Genomic DNA, 20,985 nt, shown 5'->3' on the forward strand with positions numbered 1-20,985 from the left:
AAGGACCCTGCGCACAGGAAGACTTCGACATGGACATCTCGGTCAGCGACACCTCCCGGGTCGGGCGATCGACCCCGGCACGCCCGTTTCTCTCCACCGCCCGCGGCACACTCACGCTGACGCTGTTGTGCGCCGTGGCATTTCTCGACTTCGTCGACGCATCCATCGTCAACATCGCCCTGCCCGACATGCGCAGCGACCTGGACATCTCGGTTCAGGAACTGCAATGGGTCCCGAGCGCCTACCTCCTCACCTACGGCGGTTTCATGCTGCTCGGCGGCCGCCTGGCCGACCTGCTCGGTCGCCGTCGCGTGCTCGTCACCGGCACCGTCGTGATCGGGCTGTCATCGCTGATCGGCGGTTTCGCCGGAAGCGCGGAGGTCCTGATCGGCGCACGACTCGCGCAGGGTGTCGGTGCGGCACTGATGCTTCCGGCCGCGCTGTCGATTCTGACGACGACATTCGAGGAGGGCCCCGAACGGCACACCGCACTCGGCGTCTGGGCCGGGGTGGGCGGTCTCGCTTCCGCCGTCGGTGTCTTTCTCGGCGGCGTGCTCACCGAGGGACCGGGCTGGCGATGGGTGCTGTTCGTCAACCCTGTCGCGTGCGCGCTCGTGCTTCCGGCGGTCTTCGCGCTCATTCCCGGCGACCGGCGCCGCGCCCGGTTCGCGAACTTCGACGTCGCCGGCAGTGTGCTCGGCACCGGCGGGATGCTGTTGCTCGTCTACGCCCTGGTGGAGGCACCCGACCAGGGATGGGGCAGCGCTCGCACGATCGCCGGGTTCGCCGGTGCGTTCGTGCTGATCGTGGCGTTCGTGATCAACGAGCAGCGCAGCCCGCACCCCCTACTGCCGCTGTCGATCTTCCGCGTCAGGGGCCTTGCCGCCGCGAATGTCACAGGACTGATCGCCTTTGCGGGTCTCATCGCGATGTTCTTCTTCCTCACCCTCTACATGCAGAACGTTCTCGGCTACTCCCCCATCCAGACCGGTGCGGCCTACCTCCCGCTCTGCCTGGGGGTCGGGGTCGCCGCCGGGGTGTGCTCCCAGTTGCTGACCCGGACCGGAACCCGTCCCGTCGTCGTCGTGGGAGCGCTGGTGGCCTCGGCCGGCCTGTACCTGCTGTCCCGGATCCCCGTCGACGGCTCCTATCTCAGCGATCTGCTGCCCGGACTGATGATCGTGTCGTTCGGTCTCGGCGCCGTCTTCGTCGGCGTCACGACCGCAGCCAACGCCGGTGTGCCTGCCGGCGAGGCAGGGCTCGCGGCAGCGTTGCTGAACGCCTCCCAGCAGGTCGGCAGCGCACTCGGTCTCGCGATCTTCGCCGCGATCGCCACCTCGCATTCCCAGCATCTGCTCGAGGCGAATTCGCCTGTGCCCGAGGCACTCACCCTCGGCTTCCAGCGAGCACTGCTGACCGGCAGCATTTTCCTCGTCGCCGCGGCCGTGATCGGCCTGCGCACCGGCAACGCACACGGAGACGGCGAACACCGCACGAACTGACCCCGGCGGGCTCGTCAGTCGAGGTTCTCGACGACGAGCCCGGCGAGGCGCTCACGGTCGGCGAGGATGTCGATCTCGACGATCTTCCCGCGCCGGATCGTGACGCCCATGACCGACAGCAGCTGCCCGTCGGCGATCGCGACCACTCCGGCGGCACCGTTGACGAGCGCCGGATGCGCGAACCGAGCCAACCGGGCGAACCCCAGGACCCGGCCCGCGACGGTCTCCGAGCCGCGCACCATCGTGGAGGCGCCTGCAGGCAATGCTCCGGTATCGGCGCGGAGCACGACATCCGGGTCGAGCACCGCCACGAGCGCGTCGAAGTCGCCGCTCCTCGCGGCCGCCAGGAACGCGTCGACGACCGCACGCTGACGGACCGGATCGGTGTCGGGAACCGGGGCTCCCTGCAGACGCCGGCGTGCGCGACTGGCCAGTTGCCGGGCGGCCGCGGGGGTTCGCTCCACGATCGGGGCGATGTCCTCGAAGGGCACCGCGAACATGTCGTGCAGCACGAACGCCAGTCGCTCCGCGGGGGCGAGCGTGCCGAGAACGACGAGCAGTGCAAGACCCACCGAATCGGCCAGCACTGCCTCGTGTTCGGGGTCGCCGCCGTCCGCCCGGGTCACGATCGGGTCGGGCACCGCCGCGTCCAGGGGATCTTCCCGCCGTGTCCTGCGTGACTGCAGCATGTTCAGACACACCCGCGCCACCACCGTGGTCAGCCAGCCGCCCAGGTTCTCGACGGTGTCGGCGTCGGTGCGGCTCAGTCGCAGCCAGGATTCCTGCACGGCGTCCTCGGCTTCGCCGATCGAGCCGAGCATCCGGTAGGCCACTGCACGCAGGTGCGTGCGATGGGCCTCGAACTGCTGCGCCAGCACGTCGTTCTCGTTCATCGGTCACATACCCTCGGTCTCGGTCCGTCAACTGTGTGACCGGCGAAACGCGGCCGATGTGACGACGGCGCGTCGTCCGTGTCCCTCTGATGCGCGCAATGCATCCAGCTTCCCTGGTTCCGCTGTCCGATATCGCCGTGGTTAACTGAAATGACGCTCACAGTCTCTGAAGGGCTGGACGGCATGTGGAAAGCGCAGCAGGTCGGACGTCTGTTTCTCGTCTCGGTACTCGCGGCACTGGCCGTGTGCGGGGTGAGCGCCACCGCGTCGGCGCACGCCCCGGCAGTCACCGGGAAGGTCGTCGCGCCGACACTCTCCCCCGCGAGCGGGCAGGTCGTCGGCATCGCGCATCCTGTCGTCGTCCGGTTCACGTCGCCGGTGCCCGATCGCGCGCTCGCCGAGCGTGGTGTCCGGATCACCCCGTCGACAGCGGTGCCCGGGCAGTTCTCCTGGATCGACGACCGCACCGTGCAGTGGACGCCGGCGCACTTCTGGCCGGCCCACACCCGGGTGACCGTCGAGACCGCGGGCGCGAGGTCGCAGTTCCAGGTGGGTGACGCACTCGTCGCGGTCGCAAACACGACGACCCACCAGTTCACGGTCAGCATCAACGATCAGGTCGTGCAGACCATGCCGGCGTCCATGGGCAAACCCGGATACGAGACACCGCTCGGGACGTTCCCCGTCATCGAACAATTCCGCGACATGATCATGGATTCGTCGACGTACGGCGTCCCGATCGATGACGAGGAGGGCTACCGCCTCTACGTCGAGTACGCCACCCGCATCACGTGGGGTGGGATCTTCGTGCACGCCGCACCGTGGTCGGTGAACTCTCAGGGCTTCGAGAACGTCAGCCACGGCTGCATCAATCTCAGCACCGAGAACGCCCGGTGGTTCTACGACAACGCGAAGATCGGCGACCCGGTCATCGTCACCGATTGAGTAGCGGGCCGGAGACACAGAAAAGGCGGCTTCCCGTTTCCGGGAAACCGCCTTTTCTGATCATCTGGTCGGGCTGACAGGATTTGAACCTGCGACCACTTGACCCCCAGTCAAGTGCGCTACCAAGCTGCGCCACAGCCCGTCCACACCCTCGTTCAGGTGCTCGATGAGATTACATCAGGGGCAGTCCGTAACGCTAATCGCCTGGTCAGAGCGCATTCTGTCGGATCAGCGGTTTCGCCGCTCACGCTTTTCCCGCACCCGCACCGAGATGCGGACGGGGCTGCCGTCGAAATTGAACTCCTCGCGCAGACGCCGCTCCAGGAACCGGCGGTAGCCCGCCTCGAGGAACCCGGTCGTGAACAGCACGAACGTCGGCGGGCGTGTTCCGGCCTGCGTGGCGAACATTACGCGAGGCAGCCGGCCACCACGCATCGGCGGCGGAGTGGCGGCAATGACTTCCTTGAGCCAGGTGTTGAGCCGGCCCGTGGGAATGCGCTTGTCCCAGGACTCCAGTGCGGTGTCCAGGGCGGGGACGAGCTTCTGCACCGCGCGCCCCGTCTGCGCCGAGATGTTGACGCGCTGCGCCCACGGCACCCGCACCAGGTCCCGGTCGACCTCTCGGTCGAGCTGGAGGCGCCGGTCCTCGTCGACGAGATCCCACTTGTTGAACGCGATGACGAGGGCCCGGCCGGCGTCCGCCACCATGCTCAGCACGCGCAGGTCCTGCTCCGAGATCGGCTCGGATGCGTCGATCAGCAGAATCGCGACCTCGGCGGCCTCGATGGCGCTCTTCGTCCGCAGCGACGCGTAGAACTCGGCGCCGCTGGCGTGGCTGACCCGCTTGCGCAGACCGGCGGTGTCGACGAAACGCCACGGCCTGCCGCCGAGCTCCACGATCGAGTCGACCGGATCGACGGTGGTGCCCGCGACGTTGTGGACCACCGAACGCTCGTCGCCCGACAGCTTGTTCAGCAGGCTCGACTTTCCGACGTTCGGCTTCCCGACCAGAGCCACGCGTCGCGGCCCGCCGCCGGGGATGCCTTCACGCGGGGTCTCCGGGAGCGCGGCGAGCACCTCGTCGAGGAGATCGCCGGTGCCGCGGCCGTGGGTCGCGCTCACCGAGTGCGGCTGTCCGAGACCGAGCGACCACAGTGCGGCCACCTCGGATTCGGTGCGGCCGTCGTCCACCTTGTTGGCAACCAGCAGAACCGGGGTCTTGGACCGGCGCAGCACCTTGGCCACGGCCTCGTCCGTTGCGGTGGCGCCGACCACGGCGTCCACGACGAGGAGGATCGCGTCCGCGGTCTGCATCGCCAGTTCCGCCTGGCGGGCCACCGACTGCTGCAGACCCTTGGCGTCGGGTTCCCAGCCGCCGGTGTCCTGCACCATGAAGCGGCGGCCACTCCAGTTCGCCTCGTAGGAGACGCGGTCCCGGGTGACACCGGGAATGTCCTCGACCACGGCTTCGCGTCGGCCGATGATCCGGTTGACGAGCGTCGACTTGCCGACGTTCGGGCGCCCGACCACTGCGAGGGTGGGAACCGGGACGTGGGACTCTCCGTCGCCGCCGTCTTCGAGGTCGAGGACCTCCCAGTCGGATTCCTCACTCCAGGTGCCGTCGCCTGCGAACTCGGTGGTGAATTGTTCGGTCACTGCCCTGCTCCAGTTCTTTCGCTTACCACCAGCAGCAACCTGCCGATCACGTCGTCGATTCCGAGTTCGCTGGTGTCGACAAGCACGGAATCGTCGGCCGGCCGCAGTGGCGACACGGCGCGCGTGGAGTCGAGGTGGTCACGACGCTGCACGTCGGCCAGCACGGCCGCGTAGTCGTCGCCTCGCCCCTCCGCGAGATTCTGCGCATTCCTGCGCTGTGCCCGGGCTTCCGCCGAGGCGGTGAGGTAGATCTTCACGTCGGCGTCCGGGATCACGACGGTGCCGATGTCCCGGCCCTCGACGACGATCCGTTCTGCCTCGCCCGCGAGACGACGCTGCGCCGCGACGAGCAGTTCACGCACGGCCGGTACGGCGGAGACAGCCGAGACGGCCTTGGTCACCGCGTCGCCGCGGATCTCCTCCCCCACGTCCTCCCCGTCGAGCAGGACCTGCTCACCCGCCGGGTCGGTGCCGATCGACCACGGCAGACCGGCGGTCGCGTCGGCGATCGCGGCGGGATCGGTGAGGTCCACGCCCTTGCGCAGCGCATGCAGCGTCGCGATGCGGTACATGGCGCCGGTGTCGAGGTAGCGGGCGTCGAGGCGCTGCGCCAGCATCCGCGAGACGCTCGACTTCCCGGTTCCGGAGGGGCCGTCCATCGCGACGACCAGCTTCGAGGTACTCACAGGCCCACCGCCCCGTAGAGACCGCCGACCTCGCCTCGACCGAGTACGCGGAGTGTGCCGGGACGCTGGTCGCCGAGAGCGACGGCGCCGATGTCCGTCCGGACGAGCCGGATGACGGGGTGTCCCACGGCGTCGAACAGGCGCCGCACGATGTGCTTGCGGCCTTCGTGCAGGGTGACACGGACGAGCGACTTGCCCTCGTTGATGTCGAGGAGCGTGAACGTGTCGACCTTCGCCGGTCCGTCGTCGAGTTCGACACCCTCCTTGAGCTTCTTTCCGACGCCGCGTTCGAGGGCACCCGACACGGTCGCCAGGTATGTCTTCGATACCTCGAAGGACGGGTGCATGAGCCGATGCGCCAGGTCACCGTCGTTGGTGAGGAGCAGCAGCCCCTCGGTGTCCGCGTCCAGGCGACCGACGTGGAACAACCGCTGACCTGCGGCGACCCGCTCGGAGACGATGTCGCCGACGCACGGGCGACCCAGGTCGTCCGACATCGTCGACTGCCAGCCGCGGGGCTTGTTCAGCGCGAGGTGGACCAGGTCCTTCTGCACGACGACCCGGACGCCGTCCACGCGCACCACCGCGTTCTCGGGGTCGATGCGCAGGCCCTGTTCGATGACGATGCGGCCGTCTACCTCGACGCGACCCTGTGAGATCAGTTCCTCGGCTGCACGGCGCGACGCGACGCCGGCCTGGGCGAGGACCTTCTGCAGTCGCATGCCGTCGCCCTGCGGCGGGCCGACGGGCCGATCGGCGGCGTCGGCGTACTGGTGCCGGGCCGGCTTGGCATTGCTGATCTTGGGCGCGTGGGCCTGGGCGCGCTGCGGCTTGGCCGACTTGGGCTTGCCGCGTTTGTTCTTCGCGGCCGCGGCGTCGGGCCTGCCCGACTTCCCCTTGACGGCGTCCGACCTGGACGGACGCCGATCGGTCTCGGAGCGGCTCGGTCGCCCTCCGGCTTCCGACCTGTCCGAGCGACCCCCGGCCTCCGACCTGGTGGGGCGCTGCTTCTTGTTGTTGCGATCCGGTGTGCCATCTCGGCGAGCGGGTTTCTTCACTTTTGTACTATCCCTGTCAGTCTTCGGTGTCCAGCCCGGTGTCCAACTCTGCTGTGGAAGCCGTAGCTTTATTCATTCTCGCAAATCGTGGATCAGATTCCAGACTGTCACTGATGTCATCTATCAGATCCACGTCCGGCAACAGCGGAGCCAAGGCGGGAAGATCGGCGAGAGACGCCAAGCCGAGCCGTTCCAGGAAGAGCTCCGTCGTCGAATACTGCGTGGCGTTGGTATCGGGATCGACGCCGGCTTCGGCAATCAATCCGCGAGCGAGAAGTGTGCGCACCACACCATCCACGTTGACGCCGCGCACCGCACTGATCCGTGCGCGGGTCAACGGTTGACGGTATGCCACCACGGCCAGAGTTTCCAACGCCGCCCTGGTCAGTTTGGACCGCGCACCGTCGAGTAGGAGTCGTTCCACGTAGGGCGCGTACGCGGTGCGCGTATAGAGACGCCAACCGTCACCGGCATATCGGAGGTCCATCCCACTGCCACGGGCGGTGAGCTCGGCGGACATGCGGTTCAGCACGTCCGTGATGCGATTCACAGAAGCGCCGGTCGCGGAGGCGAGCTGTTCGGCTCCGGCGGGAGAGTCGACGATCAGCAGCAGCGACTCGAGAACAGCTTCGAGTTCGGTGTCCGACAGCTCGAGTTCTGCGTCGACGGCGCCCAGGTCGTCCGACTCGTCGAACGGGGCCGAACTCATCCGTAATCCTCCTCGGTCACCGGGGCGTGTGCGCCTTCCCCGGTCCAGCTCACCAGCAATTCCCCGAGCGGCTCGGGCTGTTCGAACAACACCGACTGCTCGCGATACAGCTCGAGCAGCGCGAGGAATCTTGCCACGATCAGGGTGGTCACCTCGCACTCCGCGACCAGGTCGCCGAACGTCGCCCACTCCCCGGCTCCCCGTTCGCGGAGCAGTTCCAGCATCCGCGCCGCCTGTTCGGGCACCGACACCGCGTGCATGTCGTGCAGATGGTCGAGTCCCACGGTGGGCTTCGGGCGGGGTGTGAACACGGTCGCGGCGATCTCCGCGAACCGCTGCGGGTCGACCCCGAGCAACACTTCCGGCAGCAATTTCGTGAACTGGTCCTCCAGTGCCGCCGAACGCGGGTACCGGCGCAACGCGGCCGCCTCGAGCTCACCGAAGAGTTGCGCCACCTGCTTGTACGCGCGGTACTGCAGCAGCCGGGCGAACAGCAGGTCGCGCGCCTCGAGGAGCGCGAGGTCCTCGGCGTCCTCCACCTGCCCCGCCGGGAGTAGACGCGCCGCCTTCAGGTCGAGCAGCGTCGCCGCGACCACCAGGAATTCCGTGGTCTGATCGAGACCCATCTCCGTGCCCAGCGAGCGGGTGTAGGCGATGAAGTCGTCCGTCACCTGGTGCAGCGCGACCTCCGTCACATCCAGCTGTCGCTGGTTGATCAGGGTCAGGAGCAGGTCGAACGGTCCCTCGAAATTCCGCAGCGTCACCCGGAAGCCGGGCTTGACCGCGGGCGCCTGCTGATCCTCGGCCTGCGTTACCTGGGCCGGCGGGTCCTCGGTCTGCGGTGGAGCCGAAATGTCTTGCGTATTCACCACTTACCGGCCGGACCGGTGAATGACCTCGCGAGCCAGAGCACGGTACGCCTCGGCGCCGGTCGATTTCGGCGCCCAGGTGGTGATCGGTTCCCCGGCGACCGAGGTCTCGGGGAAGCGCACGGTGCGGTTGATCACGGTGTCGTACACGAGGTCCCCGAACACCTCCACCACACGGGCCATCACTTCACGCGCGTGCAGGGTCCGCGAGTCGAACATCGTCACGACGATGCCGGCGAGTTCGAGCCGCGGGTTGAGCCGGTCGTGGACCTTCTCGACCGTGTCGTTGAGCAGCGCCAGGCCGCGCAGGCTGAAGTACTCGCACTCCATCGGAATGATCACCGAGTCCGCGCAGGCCAACGCGTTGACGGTGAGCAGACCGAGGGACGGCTGGCAGTCGATCAGGACGTAGTCGTACCGGTCGAGCACCGGATGCAGCACCCGTCCGAGCGTCTGTTCCCGCCCGACCTCGGTGACGAGCTGGATCTCCGCCGCCGACAGGTCGATGTTGCTCGGCAGGAGGTCGAGGCCCTCGACGCGTGTCCGCATCAGGACGTCGTCGATCGCGACGCGGGGTTCGACGAGCAGGTTGTGGACGGTCAGTTCGAGGTCGTGATGCGCGACGCCGAGCCCCGCGGACAGCGCCCCCTGGGGATCGAGGTCGACGAGCAGGACACGTCGGCCGAATTCGGCGAGCGACGCCCCCAGGTTGATCGTCGACGTCGTCTTGCCGACGCCACCCTTCTGGTTGCACATCGCGATGATCTTGGCCGGGCCGTGCGAGGGCAGCGGGGCGGGTTCCGGCACCGCACGTGTCGGCCGTCCCGTGGGCCCGAGCTCCTCCTCCACGACCACGGCAGCGTCCTCGAACAAGGCTGCGGGTTCGGATTGCCGCACGTCGAACATGTCGCCCTCCTGTTGCGAGTGCTCTGACTCCGCCGCTGGCGGCTGCGGTGTCACCACGGTCCGATGATCCCCTGTTCTCTCGATGATCGCTGCCGATCCCACATCGTTATACGAACGCTACCGCCTCGTACCGTGAAATTTCCCCTCGACACGCTTTCCGTCACCTCGCCCGGGGGTGCGCTCCGGCCCACACCTCGCGCAGCGCACCCACTGTCACCAGCGTATATATCTGGGTGGTCGTCACCGAGGCATGCCCCAGCAGCTCCTGGACGACGCGGACGTCGGCGCCGCCGTCGAGCAGATGCGTCGCGAACGAGTGACGGAGCGTGTGCGGTGACACCGCCGACGAGATGCCCGCCGCGTCCGCCGCGGTCTGCAGCACCTTCCATGCGCTCTGGCGGGACAGGCGTCCGCCGCGGACATTGAGGAACAGCGCGGGTGTTCCGCGTGATGCCAGCGCCGGCCGGCCCCGGATCAGGTAGGCGTCGAGGGATTCGACGGCGGGCCGGCCCACCGGCACCACCCGCTGCTTGCCGCCCTTGCCCCGCAGCAGCACCGACCGGGTCTCGGTGTCGACGTCGTCGACGTCCAGGCCCACGGCTTCGGAGATGCGGGCGCCCGTCGAATACAGCAGTTCGAGGAGCGCGCGGTCGCGGACCGCCCGCGGACCGTCGGCGGGTCCGCTGCCGCCGACCGCCTCCAGCAGCGCCAGCACCTCGTTGACCGGCAGCGATTTGGGGAGCCGTTTCGCCGGCGACGGTGGCCGCACGTCCCGGGCGACGTCCACTGCGGTCATCCCCTCGGCCGCGGCGAACCGGTGGAATCCGCGCACCGCGATCAGGGCGCGGGCCGCCGAGCTCGCGGCCAGCGGCGGCAGTTCACGATTCGGATCGCCGGTGCGCAGCGCGATCACGAAGTCGCTGACATCCTGTTCGCGGATCCGGCCGATGTCGGTGACCTCCCGGTCGGCGAGGAACTGCGTGTACCGCTCGAGGTCGCGGCGATACGAGCCGAGGGTGTTGCGGGCGGCTCCGCGCTCGACAGCCATGTGGTCGAGGTACGAATCCACCTGCCGCGCAATCACCATGTCATGCCCGCGCGGCCTCGTCCCCGCCGGCGCGCGAGCGTTTCCTCTCGCTGAACCTGTCGGGGCGATCGACCCAGGGCACGGTCACGTCGCGGAGTTCGCCGACACCGCCCGGGCGGGACCGGGCAGCGGCGAGTGCCATCACTCCGGCCACGGCCGTGGCGTTGACGATGGTCCCGTTCAGCACCATCGACACGACCTCGTCGAGCGGAATCCGCTCGATCTCGAGGTCGGCTTCCTCGTCCTCCGGGTCGGGCCGGTCCACCTCGTACAGGTCCTCGGCGAGGAACACACGCACCGACTCGTCCGTGAACCCGGGTGAGAGAACGACATCCACGAGAACGGACCAGCGACGGGCCCCGAGTCCGGTCTCCTCCGCCAGCTCGCGCCCGGCCGCGTCGACCGGGTCCTCCCCCGGCTCGTCCAGCAGGCCCGCCGGGATCTCCCACAACCGGCGCCCCACCGGGTGCCGGTACTGGTGGATCAGGACCACCCGGTCCTCGTCGTCGAGCACCACGACGGCGACGGCGCCGTGGTGCTCGACGACCTCACGTTCGGCGGTCCGGCCGTCCGGCATCGCGACGTGATCCACGCGCAGGGCGAGGATCGCGCCGCTGTAGACGGCGCGCGAGTCGAGAGTCTCGAATTCGTGCCGGCCGGTGTCGGTCATGGTCGGTCTCGCCCTATCCCGCGCTGTCGACGGACGCGACCTCGTCGCGGTCGGCGGAGTCGGCGAGTTCGTCATCGGTAGCGACGGCGGCGGCCCGCTCCTCACCGTGCACGTCGACGGGAAGCCGCTCTTCGAGCTTGTGCTTGAGCGCCGCGTCGACGAACGCCGCGAACAGCGGGTGCGGACGCGTCGGACGGCTCTTCAGCTCGGGGTGCGCCTGCGTCGCGACGAAGAACGGGTGCTGGTCGGCCGGGTACTCGACGAACTCGACGAGGTGACCGTCGGGCGAGGTTCCGCTGAACCGGAGTCCGCTCTTCGCGATCCGGTCGCGGTACGCGTTGTTGACCTCGTAGCGGTGACGGTGACGTTCCGACACCTCTTCGCTGCCGTACGCGCGGGCCACCACGGACCCCTTCGTGAGGACGGCGGGGTACGCGCCGAGGCGCATCGTGCCGCCGAGATCCGCCTCGCCGGCGATGACGTCTTCCTGGTCGGCCATCGTGGAGATCACGGGGTGCGTGGTCTCGGGCTCGAACTCGGCGGAGTTGGCGTCGTCGAGGCCCACGCTGCGCGCAGCCTCGATCACGACGCACTGCAGGCCGAGGCACAGTCCGAGCAGCGGGATCTTCCGGTGACGGGCGTACCGGATCGCGCCGAGCTTGCCCTCGATACCGCGGATTCCGAAGCCGCCGGGAATCAGCACGCCGTCGACGTCGCCGAGGGCGGCCTGAGCGCCCGCCTCCGTCTCACACGCGTCGGACGGCACCCAGGAAATTTCCACCTTCGAGCGGTTCGCGAACCCGCCGGCGCGCAGCGCCTCGGTGACGGACAGGTAGGCGTCCGGCAGGTCGACGTATTTTCCGACCAGGGCGATCCGCACGGTCTCGCGCGGCTGGTGGACGCGCTCGAGCAGGTTGCCCCACACGGTCCAGTCCACGTCGCGGAACGGCAGACCCAGCTGACGCACCACGTAGGCGTCGAGGCCCTCGCTGTGCAGCACCTTCGGGATGTCGTAGATCGAGGGCGCGTCGGGGGTCGAGATGCAGCCGTCGACGTCGACGTCACACATGAGCGCGATCTTGTTCTTCAGCGCGGGGGGTACCTCGCGGTCGCAGCGCAGGATCAGCGCGTCGGGCTGGATACCGATGTTCCGCAGGGCCGCGACCGAGTGCTGGGTGGGCTTCGTCTTGAGCTCACCCGACGGCGCCAGGTACGGAACCAGGGAGACGTGGAGGAAGAAGACGTTGTCGCGACCGACGTCGTGGCGCACCTGACGGGCGGCCTCGAGGAACGGCTGCGACTCGATGTCACCGACGGTGCCACCGATCTCGGTGATGACGACGTCGGGCTGGTGTCCCTGGAGGTCCGGTCCGCTCATGGCGAGGATCCGGCTCTTGATCTCGTCCGTGATGTGCGGGATGACCTGGACGGTGTCGCCGAGGTATTCACCGCGCCGCTCCTTGGCGATGACCGTCGAATACACCTGGCCGGTGGTGACATTCGCCTGACCGGACAGGTCGCGGTCGAGGAAGCGCTCGTAGTGGCCGACGTCGAGGTCGGTCTCGGCGCCGTCTTCGGTGACGAAGACCTCACCGTGCTGGAACGGGTTCATCGTGCCCGGATCGACGTTGAGATACGGATCCAGTTTCTGCATGGTCACGCGCATTCCCCGCGCGGTGAGCAGTTGCCCGAGGCTCGAGGCTGTGAGGCCCTTGCCGAGTGAGGAGGCGACGCCGCCGCTCACGAAGATGTGCTTGGTAGCGGTACGCGAATGAGTGCGTGACTGTGGCAAAGGGGCTCCCGTGACGACTGTGCAGGGCTTGGTCTGTTCGAGCAATGCTGGGGCCTGCCGACCCACGGGACTTCACGGTAACACCTTGTCGTACGTCCCGGAAACAACGCGCCGCGATTGCCCGCCCCGATGTGACGCGCGCTACGCCGGGGTGGCCCCGACGGTGACTCCGGTCGTGCCGGGCCCGGTGCCGTACCGGCCGGCGCCGCCGTTCAGTTGCTCCTGCAGCGCGAGCGGAACGGTGATCTTGCCCGCTTCCCGGTCGATGTTGTCGATCGTCGTGAGCGCCGCGGAGAGGGCCGCGTCGGCCCGCGCGACGGCGACCGCACCGTTGCCCTGCGCCGACGCCGGACGCCCGGCGAGAACCGCCCCGGCACCGCGCGAATCCAGCGCGCCCGCGAACCGGGCCACCACCGCACCGCGGTTGCCGCTGACACCGTCCTCCACGTCGCGGTCGCCGGTCAGCACCACCGCGACCTGTGCCGGTTGGACCGCACCGTCGTCGTAGCTGACAAATCCCGCACCGCGGAGGGTCTCGAGAGCGAGCGCCATCTCCTGTGCGGAACTCTGCGGCTGGCCCGTCTCCTTACCCAGCATGAGGACCGAACCGAGCAGGTCGCCTGCGAGGCTGCCCTGGTCGACGGCCCCGGTCTTCAACGTGACACCCGCAGGGATCACATTGTTGACGACCGTCCGGAGCCGGTCACCGCCCGTCGCGTCCACGAACGAATCGGTCAACGACACCCGGCCGGTCACCGACCCACCTGCCTGAGCGATCATGCGGTTGACCCCGTCGAGGTCGGCGGGGTCGGCATCCGGGGTCGTCACGACCATCACGGTGCGTTGCGCCAGAGTGTCGGCCACCACGCGGCCGCCCACGGCGGAATCGAAGCCGTCCGCCGAGTTCAGCTGCTCGGTCAGCTGGTTGTTGCGTTCGTTCGCCTTCTCCACGTCGGTCTGCAGGTCGGCCTTGTCGTCGCGCAGCCCCGAGACGAGACCGCTCGACAACAGGCCGGAACCCATCACCACGCCTATTGCCAGAGCGAGGAAGATCGCCGCAATGGAAATGGCATGGTGACGCAGAGAAATCACTTGAAGAACCCCTGGACCCACAACGCGAAGCTGTTCCATGTCGCGACGGCCCAGTCCAGTGCCTCACCACCGATGTTCGACACCACCAGGGCCACGATCACCGCAACCAGTGCGGCCAGTACGAGCAGCGCGATCGCGCCGCCCGACACGCGGCTCCGGTACAGGGTCGCCACGGCCTTCGCGTCCACCAGTTTCGGCCCGACCTTCAGCCGGGTCATGAACGCGGACGGGTTGCTGTCGCGGCGGCCGCGGTCGAAGAATTCGTCGAGGGAGACGGTGCTCCCGACCGTGACGATCAGCGACGCGCCGTGATGATCGGCCAGCAGCAGCGCCAGGTCGGACGGGGACCCGGAGGCGGGGAACGTCATCGCTCCGATGCCGAGGTCCTGGATTCGTGACAGACCGGGGGCGTGACCGTCCTGGTCGGCGGGGAGCACCACCTCGGCGCCCGACTTCAACGTGGCGCTGGTGATGTCCTCGGGGTCGCCGACGATGAGGTCGGGGCGATAGCCCGCCGACTTCAGGACGTCGGCGCCTGCCCCGACGCCGATGAGGATCGGCGAGTACTCCTTGATGAACGGCTTGAGGTTCTTCAGGTCGGACGCGTGGTCCGGGCCGTCGGACACGATCACGACGTGCCGTTCCTTCATGTCGACGTCGACGTCGGGGACGCCGACTCCGTCGATCAGCAGCGGACTTTCGGTGCGGATGAACTCGATGGTGTTGCCGGAGAACGCCTCGAGGTGGTCGACCAGACCGGTCTTCGCCTCGATCATCCGGTCGGAGATCTCCGCCTCGGTCTGTTCGTCGCCCTTCGCGATGCGCCGTTCCCCGGAGTAGACACCTCCCCCGTTCACCCGGACCTTGCTGCCGTCCTTGATGCTCTTGAAGATCTCGGTGCCTGCCGAATCCACCAGGAGGATCCCGTTGGCGACGATCACCTCCGGTCCGAGGTTGGGATAGCGCCCCGAGATGGAGGGCGACGCGTTGATCACTGCGAGAACGCCGGCCTTCACCAGGGCGTCCGCGGTCCCGCGATCGAGGTCGAGCTCGTCGAGAACGACGATGTCACCGGGTCCGACGCGTCGCAGCAACTTGGCCGTGTTGCGATCCACCCTGGCGATGCCGCTGACCCCAGGCAAAGTTTCGGTGTTACGTGACAGCAGTGCCGGCATCTTCATGAGTTCGATGATGGACCGGAAGCCGGACCGACCTGTGGAGGCGCGCCGAACCGTTTACCACATCAGTCACACCATTACCACGGGTGCGGGCGGTCCGCAGGACCGGTCAGGCGGAACGCTCGGCGTTGGCGGTGGCCAAGAGCTCCTCCGCGTGGGCGCGACCGGTCTCGGTGTCGTCGAGTCCGGCGAGCATGCGCGCCAGTTCGACAACCCGTTCGTCGTCGGTGAGCGTGTGCACACCACTGCTGACGACGCCGTCCGCGTCGTCGACCTTGTCGACCACCAGGTGGGTGTCCGCGAACGCCGCGACCTGCGGCAGGTGCGTCACGACGATGACCTGGTGTGTCCGGGCGAGCCGGGCCAGTCGCCGGCCGATCTCGACTGCGGCCCGACCGCCGACGCCGGCGTCGACCTCGTCGAACACCATCGTCGCGCCCGAGTCGGAACCGGCGAGCACCACCTCGAGTGCCAGCATCACGCGCGAGAGTTCACCGCCGGACGCGCTCTTGCTGATGGGCAGCGACTGTGCGCCGCTGTGCGCCGACAGCCGGAATTCCACTTCGTCGACGCCGGACGAACCCGCGTGCAGTTCCGTCCCGTCGACGGTGAGCGGTGCCGTGTCCTGAGGTCCGGCGATCCGGGGCCGGACGGACACCTCGAGAGCGGCCCGGCCCATCGCCAGACCAGCGAGTTCGGAACTGACGGCCTTGGCGAGCTTGACCGCCGCCTTGACGCGGGCGGCGGTCAGCTTCGACGCGGCCTCCGCGGTGGACGCCGCCGACTCCTCGACCTGCTTCGTCAGCGCCGCCAATGCATCGGAGGACACGTCGATCTTCTCGAGCCTCGCACGGGCGTTGTCTGCCCATTCCAGTACGCCGTCGACGTCGGCAGCGTACTTGCGGGTGAGGTTCTTCAGTTCCGCCTGCCGCGACAGCAAGGAGTCCAGTGCCCCCGGATCCGCGGGAAGCCCGGCGAGATACGTGGTCAGGTCGGCGGAGACGTCCGTGATCACCGCGATCGCGTCGGCGAGGCGCGGTCCGAGCCCGTCCAGTTCGGGGTCGGTGGTCGATTCGATCCGGGCCCGCGCCTCGGACAACAGATCCAACGCGGGTGCGCCGACGCCGTCGCCGTCCATGTCGTCGCCGCCGGCGAGCGCGGCGTGCGCTTCCTCGGCCGCAGAGCGCAGCGAGTCGAGTTCACTGAGCCTGCGCACCTCCGACACGATCGACTCGTCCTCACCCGGGGTGGGCGCGACGCCGTCGATCTCGTTGAGGGCGAACGTCAGTTGGTCGGCTTCCTGCGCGAGTTCCCGGGTGCGCCCGGTGCGTTCGATCAGTTCGGTTCGCGCGGTCACCCATTCGTCGCGGTGCTTGCGGTACCGCGCCAGCAGCGGGCCGACCGTCTTGTCCGCGAACCTGTCCAGGGCGGCGCACTGCTGGTCGGGCCGGAGCAGCCGCAGCTGATCGTTCTGCCCGTGGACGGTGAGCAGTGGGTCGGTGAACTCGGACAGCACACCCGCCGGAACGCTGCGCCCGCCCAGGTGGGCGCGGGACCGTCCGTCGCTGCCGACGGTCCGCACCGCAATGATGGTGCCGTCCTCGTCTCGCTCGGCGCCGGTCGATTCGAGGAGCCGGGTCACGGCCCGTTCGACGTGCTCCGAGCCCTCGTCCGTCGTGAACCGGCCCTCGACCACGGCACGGGGCGCGCCGAGACGCACCCGGCCCGCGTCTGCCCGCGCACCGCTGAGCAGGTGCAGGCTCGTCACCACCATCGTCTTGCCCGCACCGGTCTCACCGGTGAGCACCGTCAAACCTTCGTGGAATTGCGCCGACGCCTCGGAGATCACACCGAGGTTGTCGATCCTGATCTCTGCCAGCACGTTTAGGGCTTCCTTCCTCGCCACCCGGTGACGGGCAGCTCGAACTTTCGCACCATCCGGTCTGCGAACGGCGCCGAATCCAGTCGTATCCACCGAACGGGTTCCTTGCCACGCACCACTTCAACGCGGGCGCCCGCGGGTAGCTCGAGGGTCCGGCGACCGTCGCAGAACACCAGACCGTCGTGGCTGCCGGCCACCGTCTCCACCGCGATCAGCGAGTTCGGGCTCGTCACGAGTGGGCGCGCGAACAGCGCGTGCGCGTTGCTCGGGACCACGAGCAGGGCCTCCAGCTCCGGCCACACCACGGGGCCACCTGCCGAGAACGCGTATGCCGTCGACCCGGTCGGGGTGGAGATGAGGACGCCGTCGCAGCCGAAGGCCGACACGGGGCGGCCGTCCACCTCGAGCACCACCTCGAGGACACCGAGCCGGGACCGGTTCTCGATGCTCGCCTCGTTGAGCGCCCAGCCGCGTTCGATGATTTCGTCGTCCACCCGGACCAGCACGTCCAGCGTCATGCGGTGTTCGATGCGGTACTCACGACGCACCACCTGGGCGAGCGCCTCGTCGAGGTGCTCGGCCTCCGTTTCCGCGAGGAACCCGATGCGGCCCAGGTTGATGCCCAGAACCGGAATGGACGCGGCCTGGGCGAGTTCCGCTGCCCGCAGGAACGTTCCGTCTCCGCCGAGCACGAGCACCATCTCGCAACCGAGGGCGGCGTCGGGGCCGGCCTGGACGATGGTGACTTCCAGCCCGGGGACCAGGAATTCGTCGGCCGCCATGCCGTCCATCGGTTCGATTCGGGTGCTGTCGACCTCGTCGACGAGGACGCGCAGTCCGATCCCGGCCCGCTCGAAGATCTTGCCGACGCGTCGCGCGGTCTCCGTGATCTCGGCGCGGCCCGGGTGCGCAACGAGCAGGATTTCCCGCTCGCGTTGCTGGGTGCCGCTGCTTCCCCCGCTCACTGTGGTCCCTCCTGCACCGCGGTGCGGATCAACTCTTCTATCGACTCGACCGGTACATCATCCGTCCCGGGTGTGACATCCGCGCGGAGCCACAGGAAGTACTCGACGTTCCCCGACGGTCCCGGCAGCGGACTGGCCACTGCACCGACGGTACGCAGTCCCAGCGACGCTGCCGTCTTCGCGACATCCAGTACCGCGGCGACGCGCAACTCCGGGTCACGCACCACACCACCGGAGCCCACGTGGTCCTTGCCGACCTCGAACTGCGGCTTCACCATCGGAATCAGATCTGCGCCGTCGGTTACGCAGGCGACGAACGCCGGGAGGACGAGCTTCAGGGAGATGAACGAGAGGTCCGCGACCACCAGATCGACCGGGCCACCGATCTGCTCGGCGTCGATGGATCGCACGTTGGTCCGGTCGATGACGTGGACGCGGTCGTCGGACTGCAGCCGCCACACCAGCTGGCCGTAGCCGACGTCCACCGCCACGACCTCCCGCGCGCCGTGGTGAAGCAGCACGTCGGTGAAGCCGCCGGTGGACGCGCCTGCGTCGAGGCAGCGCTTGGCCTCGACCTCGAGTCCGCGGGGGCCGAACGCCTCGAGCGCACCGAGGAGTTTGTGGGCTCCGCGCGATGCCCAGGACACTTCGTTGTCGACCTCGACCACCCGCAGCGGAGTTCCCGCTTCGATTGCGGTGGCGGGTTTGGTCGCTGCCGCTCCCGAGATCAGTACTCGGCCGGAGGCGATGAGTTCTTGCGCGTGTTCGCGGGACCGGGCCAGTCCCCGCCGAACGAGTTCGGCATCCACCCGTGCTCTACGGGCCACGTCAGATCTTGTCCACGGTGGCCAGCGCCTCCACCAGCACGTCGTGCGCCTTCTCGAGAAGATGGGCTTTGCGTGGGATGACTCCGACGCCGTGCTCGTCGTCAGGATCCGGTTCGACGGCTCCGAGCCGCGACAACAATCCATCGACCTCCGAGTGGATCGTCTCGGGGTCGACACTCTGAGGAGGCCCAGGTAGATGGGCTCCCGGGCGCGGTATTGGCGTGCTCATCGGGCACAACGCTAGTCCATCGCGTTCCGATACGCATACAGCGAATCGCGTGACGGACAACGCGGGTCTGCCGGGTTTCAGGCACCCCAGCCGGAGGCGACCGCACTCACCGCGGGCGTCGTCGACGTGATTCGCGCGAAGTCGGGGAACTTCCAGGCAGCAACGGCCACGGCCCGCAGCAGAGCGGCCGAATCCACCGGCGCGGCGGAATCGGCGGTCGGTTCGATCACCAGGTCGGTGCCGTCGAACTCGACGGACCACCGGCTGTCCTCGCCGATGAGGGATTCCTCGGCGGGGCGGTTGAGCGCGTCCAGTTCGGACGCCAGATAGGTGGGCCGTTGCTCCGGGGCGGCACGCAGCACGTCGACCGCGGTGCTCACTCCGGTGAGCACCAGCAGCGAGTCGAGACCGACATTGTTGGCGCCTTCGATGTCGGTGTCCAGCCTGTCGCCCACGACGAGCGGGCGCGAGCACCCGCTGCGGAGCATCGCGTCTTCCATCAGCGGCGCGGCCGGTTTACCCGCCACGAGAGGTTCGCGGGACGTCGCCGTGCGTAGCGCCGCGACCATCGATCCGTTGCCGAGGACGAGTCCGCGTTCGGTGGGGAGGGTCGAGTCCAGGTTCGCCGCCACCCAGACCGCTCCGGCCCGGATCGCGAGGGTCGCCTCGGCGAGTATCGCCCAGTCCGTCGTCGGCGAATGTCCTTGGACGACAGCCGCGGGCGCGTCCTCGAACGACCGCACCGGGCGCAGTCCGACGTTCCGGACTTCGTCGGCGAGCGCTTCGGTGCCCACGATCAGGACCGGCGAATCGGGGGCGACGTTCTCCGCGAGCAGCCTGGCCGCGGACTGGGAACTCGTCACCACCGTCGACTCGTCGGCGTCGAACCCGAGTTCGGTCAGGTGTTCCGCGACCTCGCCCGGGCTGCGACTGGCGTTGTTGGTCACGTAGTAGCAGGACTGCTCCGCGGCCGCCAAAGCCTCTCGCGCGCCGGGGATTTCCTGCGACCCCTGGTACAGGGTGCCGTCGAGGTCGAGCAGCAGGGCGTCGTAGCCGTCGCGCAGAGCCGTCACTGATCGTCTCCGGTCAGCTCGGCCACACGCTCCTCCGCGTCGGTGTCACCCTCGAGATCCGCGGCGGCGGAATTGAGGAACCACTTGAGTCCGTCCTCGATGCGGCCGGCAGCCACCAAGGCGTCCGCATACGCGTAGAACAGGCGAGCGGCACCGGGTCCGGTCCGCGAGGCGTCGAGATCGGGGGTCTGCAGCGTGACCACGGCCTGGTCGAACTGACCGAGGTCCATGCGCGCCCCGGCGACCACCATGCGCAGCTCGGCTGCCTCGTCACCGGACAGCGCAGCAGCTTCCTCGCTCCGACCGAGTTCGATCGCACGCTCCGGGCGGCCCATTCCGCGTTCGCAGTCCGCCATGACCGCGAGCAGTCCGGGACCGCCGGCCATGCGACGAGCGGCGCGCAACTCCGACAGCGCCTCGGCCCATTCGCCGGCGTGGTACGCGGTGATACCCGCGGCCTCACGCACGATGGCAATGCGGCCCGCACGCTGGCGCGCGGCGCGAGCATGCGCGAGCGCAAGTCGCGGATCGTCGTCGACGAGCTTGCCTGCCATCACCAGGTGACGCGCAACCGTGTTCGCGTTTGTCTTGTCCAGGCTCAGCAGGTCGCGGCGTACAGCGGGATCGAGCTCGCCGGCCTCGACGTTCTCGGGCAGATCCGGTTCGTCCGGACGCGCCTGCTGCCGCTGCGGACGGTCACCTTCACGTCCGCGAGGCGCGAAGCCGCCCTCGCCGCCACGACGGGGTCCACCACCGCGACGGTCGCCACCGGCGCCGCCACGATTGTCGCGCGAATCGCGACGGGGACCACCGGTCGAGCCACCCCGACCCGAACCGCCGGCGCCGCCGGACGCACCGCCCCGATTGCTGTTGGAGGCACCGCCCCGATTGCTGTTGGAGGCACCGCCTCCGCGGAAGGATCGACGTCCGTCGTCACTCTCCGACACAGTCATTCCTTTCACACAA

General features: G+C 68.6%; 19 protein-coding genes, 1 tRNA gene and 1 pseudogene. 2 read left to right on the plus strand and 19 right to left on the minus strand.

Annotated elements, in window-relative coordinates:
- Nucleotides 1-29 precede the first annotated feature (29 nt).
- Nucleotides 30-1,250, plus strand: a pseudogene (locus ACLIVD_RS23465) (MFS transporter); the annotation flags it as partial.
- 266 nt (nucleotides 1,251-1,516) lie between these two features.
- On the opposite strand, the gene ACLIVD_RS23470 reads toward ACLIVD_RS23465, so the two are convergent.
- Nucleotides 1,517-2,395, minus strand: a complete 879-nt coding sequence (locus tag ACLIVD_RS23470) for a sigma-70 family RNA polymerase sigma factor (RefSeq protein ID WP_491930746.1) — start codon at nucleotides 2,393-2,395, stop codon at nucleotides 1,517-1,519.
- A gap of 183 nt (nucleotides 2,396-2,578) precedes the next feature.
- On the opposite strand from ACLIVD_RS23470, the gene ACLIVD_RS23475 reads away from it, so the two are divergent.
- A complete protein-coding gene (locus tag ACLIVD_RS23475) occupies nucleotides 2,579-3,340 on the plus strand; it encodes a L,D-transpeptidase (RefSeq protein WP_491932919.1) in 762 nt (253 codons plus the stop codon).
- Between the two features lie 65 nt (nucleotides 3,341-3,405).
- On the opposite strand, the gene ACLIVD_RS23480 is transcribed toward ACLIVD_RS23475, so the two are convergent.
- The 18 genes from ACLIVD_RS23480 to ACLIVD_RS23565 all read right to left on the minus strand — a co-directional run bounded on the left by ACLIVD_RS23480 (nucleotide 3,406) and on the right by ACLIVD_RS23565 (nucleotide 20,972).
- Nucleotides 3,406-3,482: transfer RNA gene (locus ACLIVD_RS23480), tRNA-Pro, on the minus strand.
- An 86-nt stretch (nucleotides 3,483-3,568) separates the two neighbouring features.
- A complete protein-coding gene (der, locus tag ACLIVD_RS23485; protein WP_011594125.1) occupies nucleotides 3,569-4,996 on the minus strand; it encodes a ribosome biogenesis GTPase Der in 1,428 nt (475 codons plus the stop codon).
- Nucleotides 4,993-5,682, minus strand: coding sequence for a (d)CMP kinase (gene cmk / locus ACLIVD_RS23490; protein ID WP_009473592.1), 690 nt, complete (start codon nucleotides 5,680-5,682; stop codon nucleotides 4,993-4,995). The genes der and cmk overlap by 4 nt, the downstream gene beginning before the upstream one ends.
- Entirely contained in the window at nucleotides 5,679-6,740 is a 1,062-nt protein-coding gene (locus ACLIVD_RS23495; protein WP_491930747.1) for a pseudouridine synthase, read from the minus strand. Before ACLIVD_RS23495 ends, cmk begins: the two co-directional genes overlap by 4 nt.
- A gap of 16 nt (nucleotides 6,741-6,756) precedes the next feature.
- The gene (gene scpB / locus ACLIVD_RS23500) at nucleotides 6,757-7,449 is read right to left on the minus strand and encodes an SMC-Scp complex subunit ScpB (protein WP_280784902.1); all 693 of its coding nucleotides are present in this window, start codon (nucleotides 7,447-7,449) and stop codon (nucleotides 6,757-6,759) included.
- Nucleotides 7,446-8,321: a segregation and condensation protein A gene (locus tag ACLIVD_RS23505; RefSeq protein WP_491930748.1), complete on the minus strand. Its 876-nt coding sequence runs from the start codon at nucleotides 8,319-8,321 to the stop codon at nucleotides 7,446-7,448. Before ACLIVD_RS23505 ends, scpB begins: the two co-directional genes overlap by 4 nt.
- The gene (locus ACLIVD_RS23510) at nucleotides 8,322-9,326 is read right to left on the minus strand and encodes a ParA family protein (RefSeq protein ID WP_016880789.1); all 1,005 of its coding nucleotides are present in this window, start codon (nucleotides 9,324-9,326) and stop codon (nucleotides 8,322-8,324) included.
- Nucleotides 9,327-9,384: 58 nt separating this feature from the next.
- Nucleotides 9,385-10,311, minus strand: a complete 927-nt coding sequence (gene xerD / locus ACLIVD_RS23515; RefSeq protein ID WP_491930749.1) for a site-specific tyrosine recombinase XerD — start codon at nucleotides 10,309-10,311, stop codon at nucleotides 9,385-9,387.
- A gap of 1 nt (nucleotide 10,312) precedes the next feature.
- Nucleotides 10,313-10,981, minus strand: a complete 669-nt coding sequence (locus ACLIVD_RS23520; RefSeq protein WP_105422606.1) for an NUDIX domain-containing protein — start codon at nucleotides 10,979-10,981, stop codon at nucleotides 10,313-10,315.
- 13 nt (nucleotides 10,982-10,994) lie between these two features.
- On the minus strand, nucleotides 10,995-12,773 hold the full coding sequence (gene pyrG, locus ACLIVD_RS23525) for a CTP synthase (RefSeq protein WP_025432832.1): 1,779 nt from the start codon (nucleotides 12,771-12,773) through the stop codon (nucleotides 10,995-10,997).
- 141 nt (nucleotides 12,774-12,914) lie between these two features.
- Nucleotides 12,915-13,865 (minus strand): copper transporter, encoded by a 951-nt coding sequence (locus tag ACLIVD_RS23530; protein WP_280784906.1) that lies wholly within the window; start codon nucleotides 13,863-13,865, stop codon nucleotides 12,915-12,917.
- A complete protein-coding gene (gene steA / locus ACLIVD_RS23535) occupies nucleotides 13,862-15,046 on the minus strand; it encodes a putative cytokinetic ring protein SteA (RefSeq protein ID WP_283335179.1) in 1,185 nt (394 codons plus the stop codon). Before steA ends, ACLIVD_RS23530 begins: the two co-directional genes overlap by 4 nt.
- A gap of 106 nt (nucleotides 15,047-15,152) precedes the next feature.
- Nucleotides 15,153-16,925 (minus strand): DNA repair protein RecN, encoded by a 1,773-nt coding sequence (recN, locus tag ACLIVD_RS23540; protein WP_491930750.1) that lies wholly within the window; start codon nucleotides 16,923-16,925, stop codon nucleotides 15,153-15,155.
- Nucleotides 16,926-16,927: 2 nt separating this feature from the next.
- On the minus strand, nucleotides 16,928-17,890 hold the full coding sequence (locus ACLIVD_RS23545; protein ID WP_009473603.1) for an NAD kinase: 963 nt from the start codon (nucleotides 17,888-17,890) through the stop codon (nucleotides 16,928-16,930).
- Nucleotides 17,887-18,717 carry a TlyA family RNA methyltransferase gene (locus ACLIVD_RS23550; protein ID WP_280784908.1) on the minus strand — a complete coding sequence of 277 codons (831 nt, stop codon included), beginning with the start codon at nucleotides 18,715-18,717 and terminating at the stop codon, nucleotides 17,887-17,889. The genes ACLIVD_RS23545 and ACLIVD_RS23550 overlap by 4 nt, the downstream gene beginning before the upstream one ends.
- Nucleotide 18,718: 1 nt before the next feature.
- A complete protein-coding gene (locus ACLIVD_RS23555; RefSeq protein WP_280784909.1) occupies nucleotides 18,719-18,946 on the minus strand; it encodes a hypothetical protein in 228 nt (75 codons plus the stop codon).
- Between the two features lie 77 nt (nucleotides 18,947-19,023).
- A complete protein-coding gene (locus ACLIVD_RS23560) occupies nucleotides 19,024-20,019 on the minus strand; it encodes an HAD-IIA family hydrolase (protein WP_283335183.1) in 996 nt (331 codons plus the stop codon).
- Nucleotides 20,016-20,972: a tetratricopeptide repeat protein gene (locus ACLIVD_RS23565; protein WP_491930751.1), complete on the minus strand. Its 957-nt coding sequence runs from the start codon at nucleotides 20,970-20,972 to the stop codon at nucleotides 20,016-20,018. The genes ACLIVD_RS23560 and ACLIVD_RS23565 overlap by 4 nt, the downstream gene beginning before the upstream one ends.
- Between the last annotated feature and the right edge of the window lie 13 nt (nucleotides 20,973-20,985).

The sequence above is a fragment of the Rhodococcus sp. G6(2025) genome, assembly GCF_058628105.1.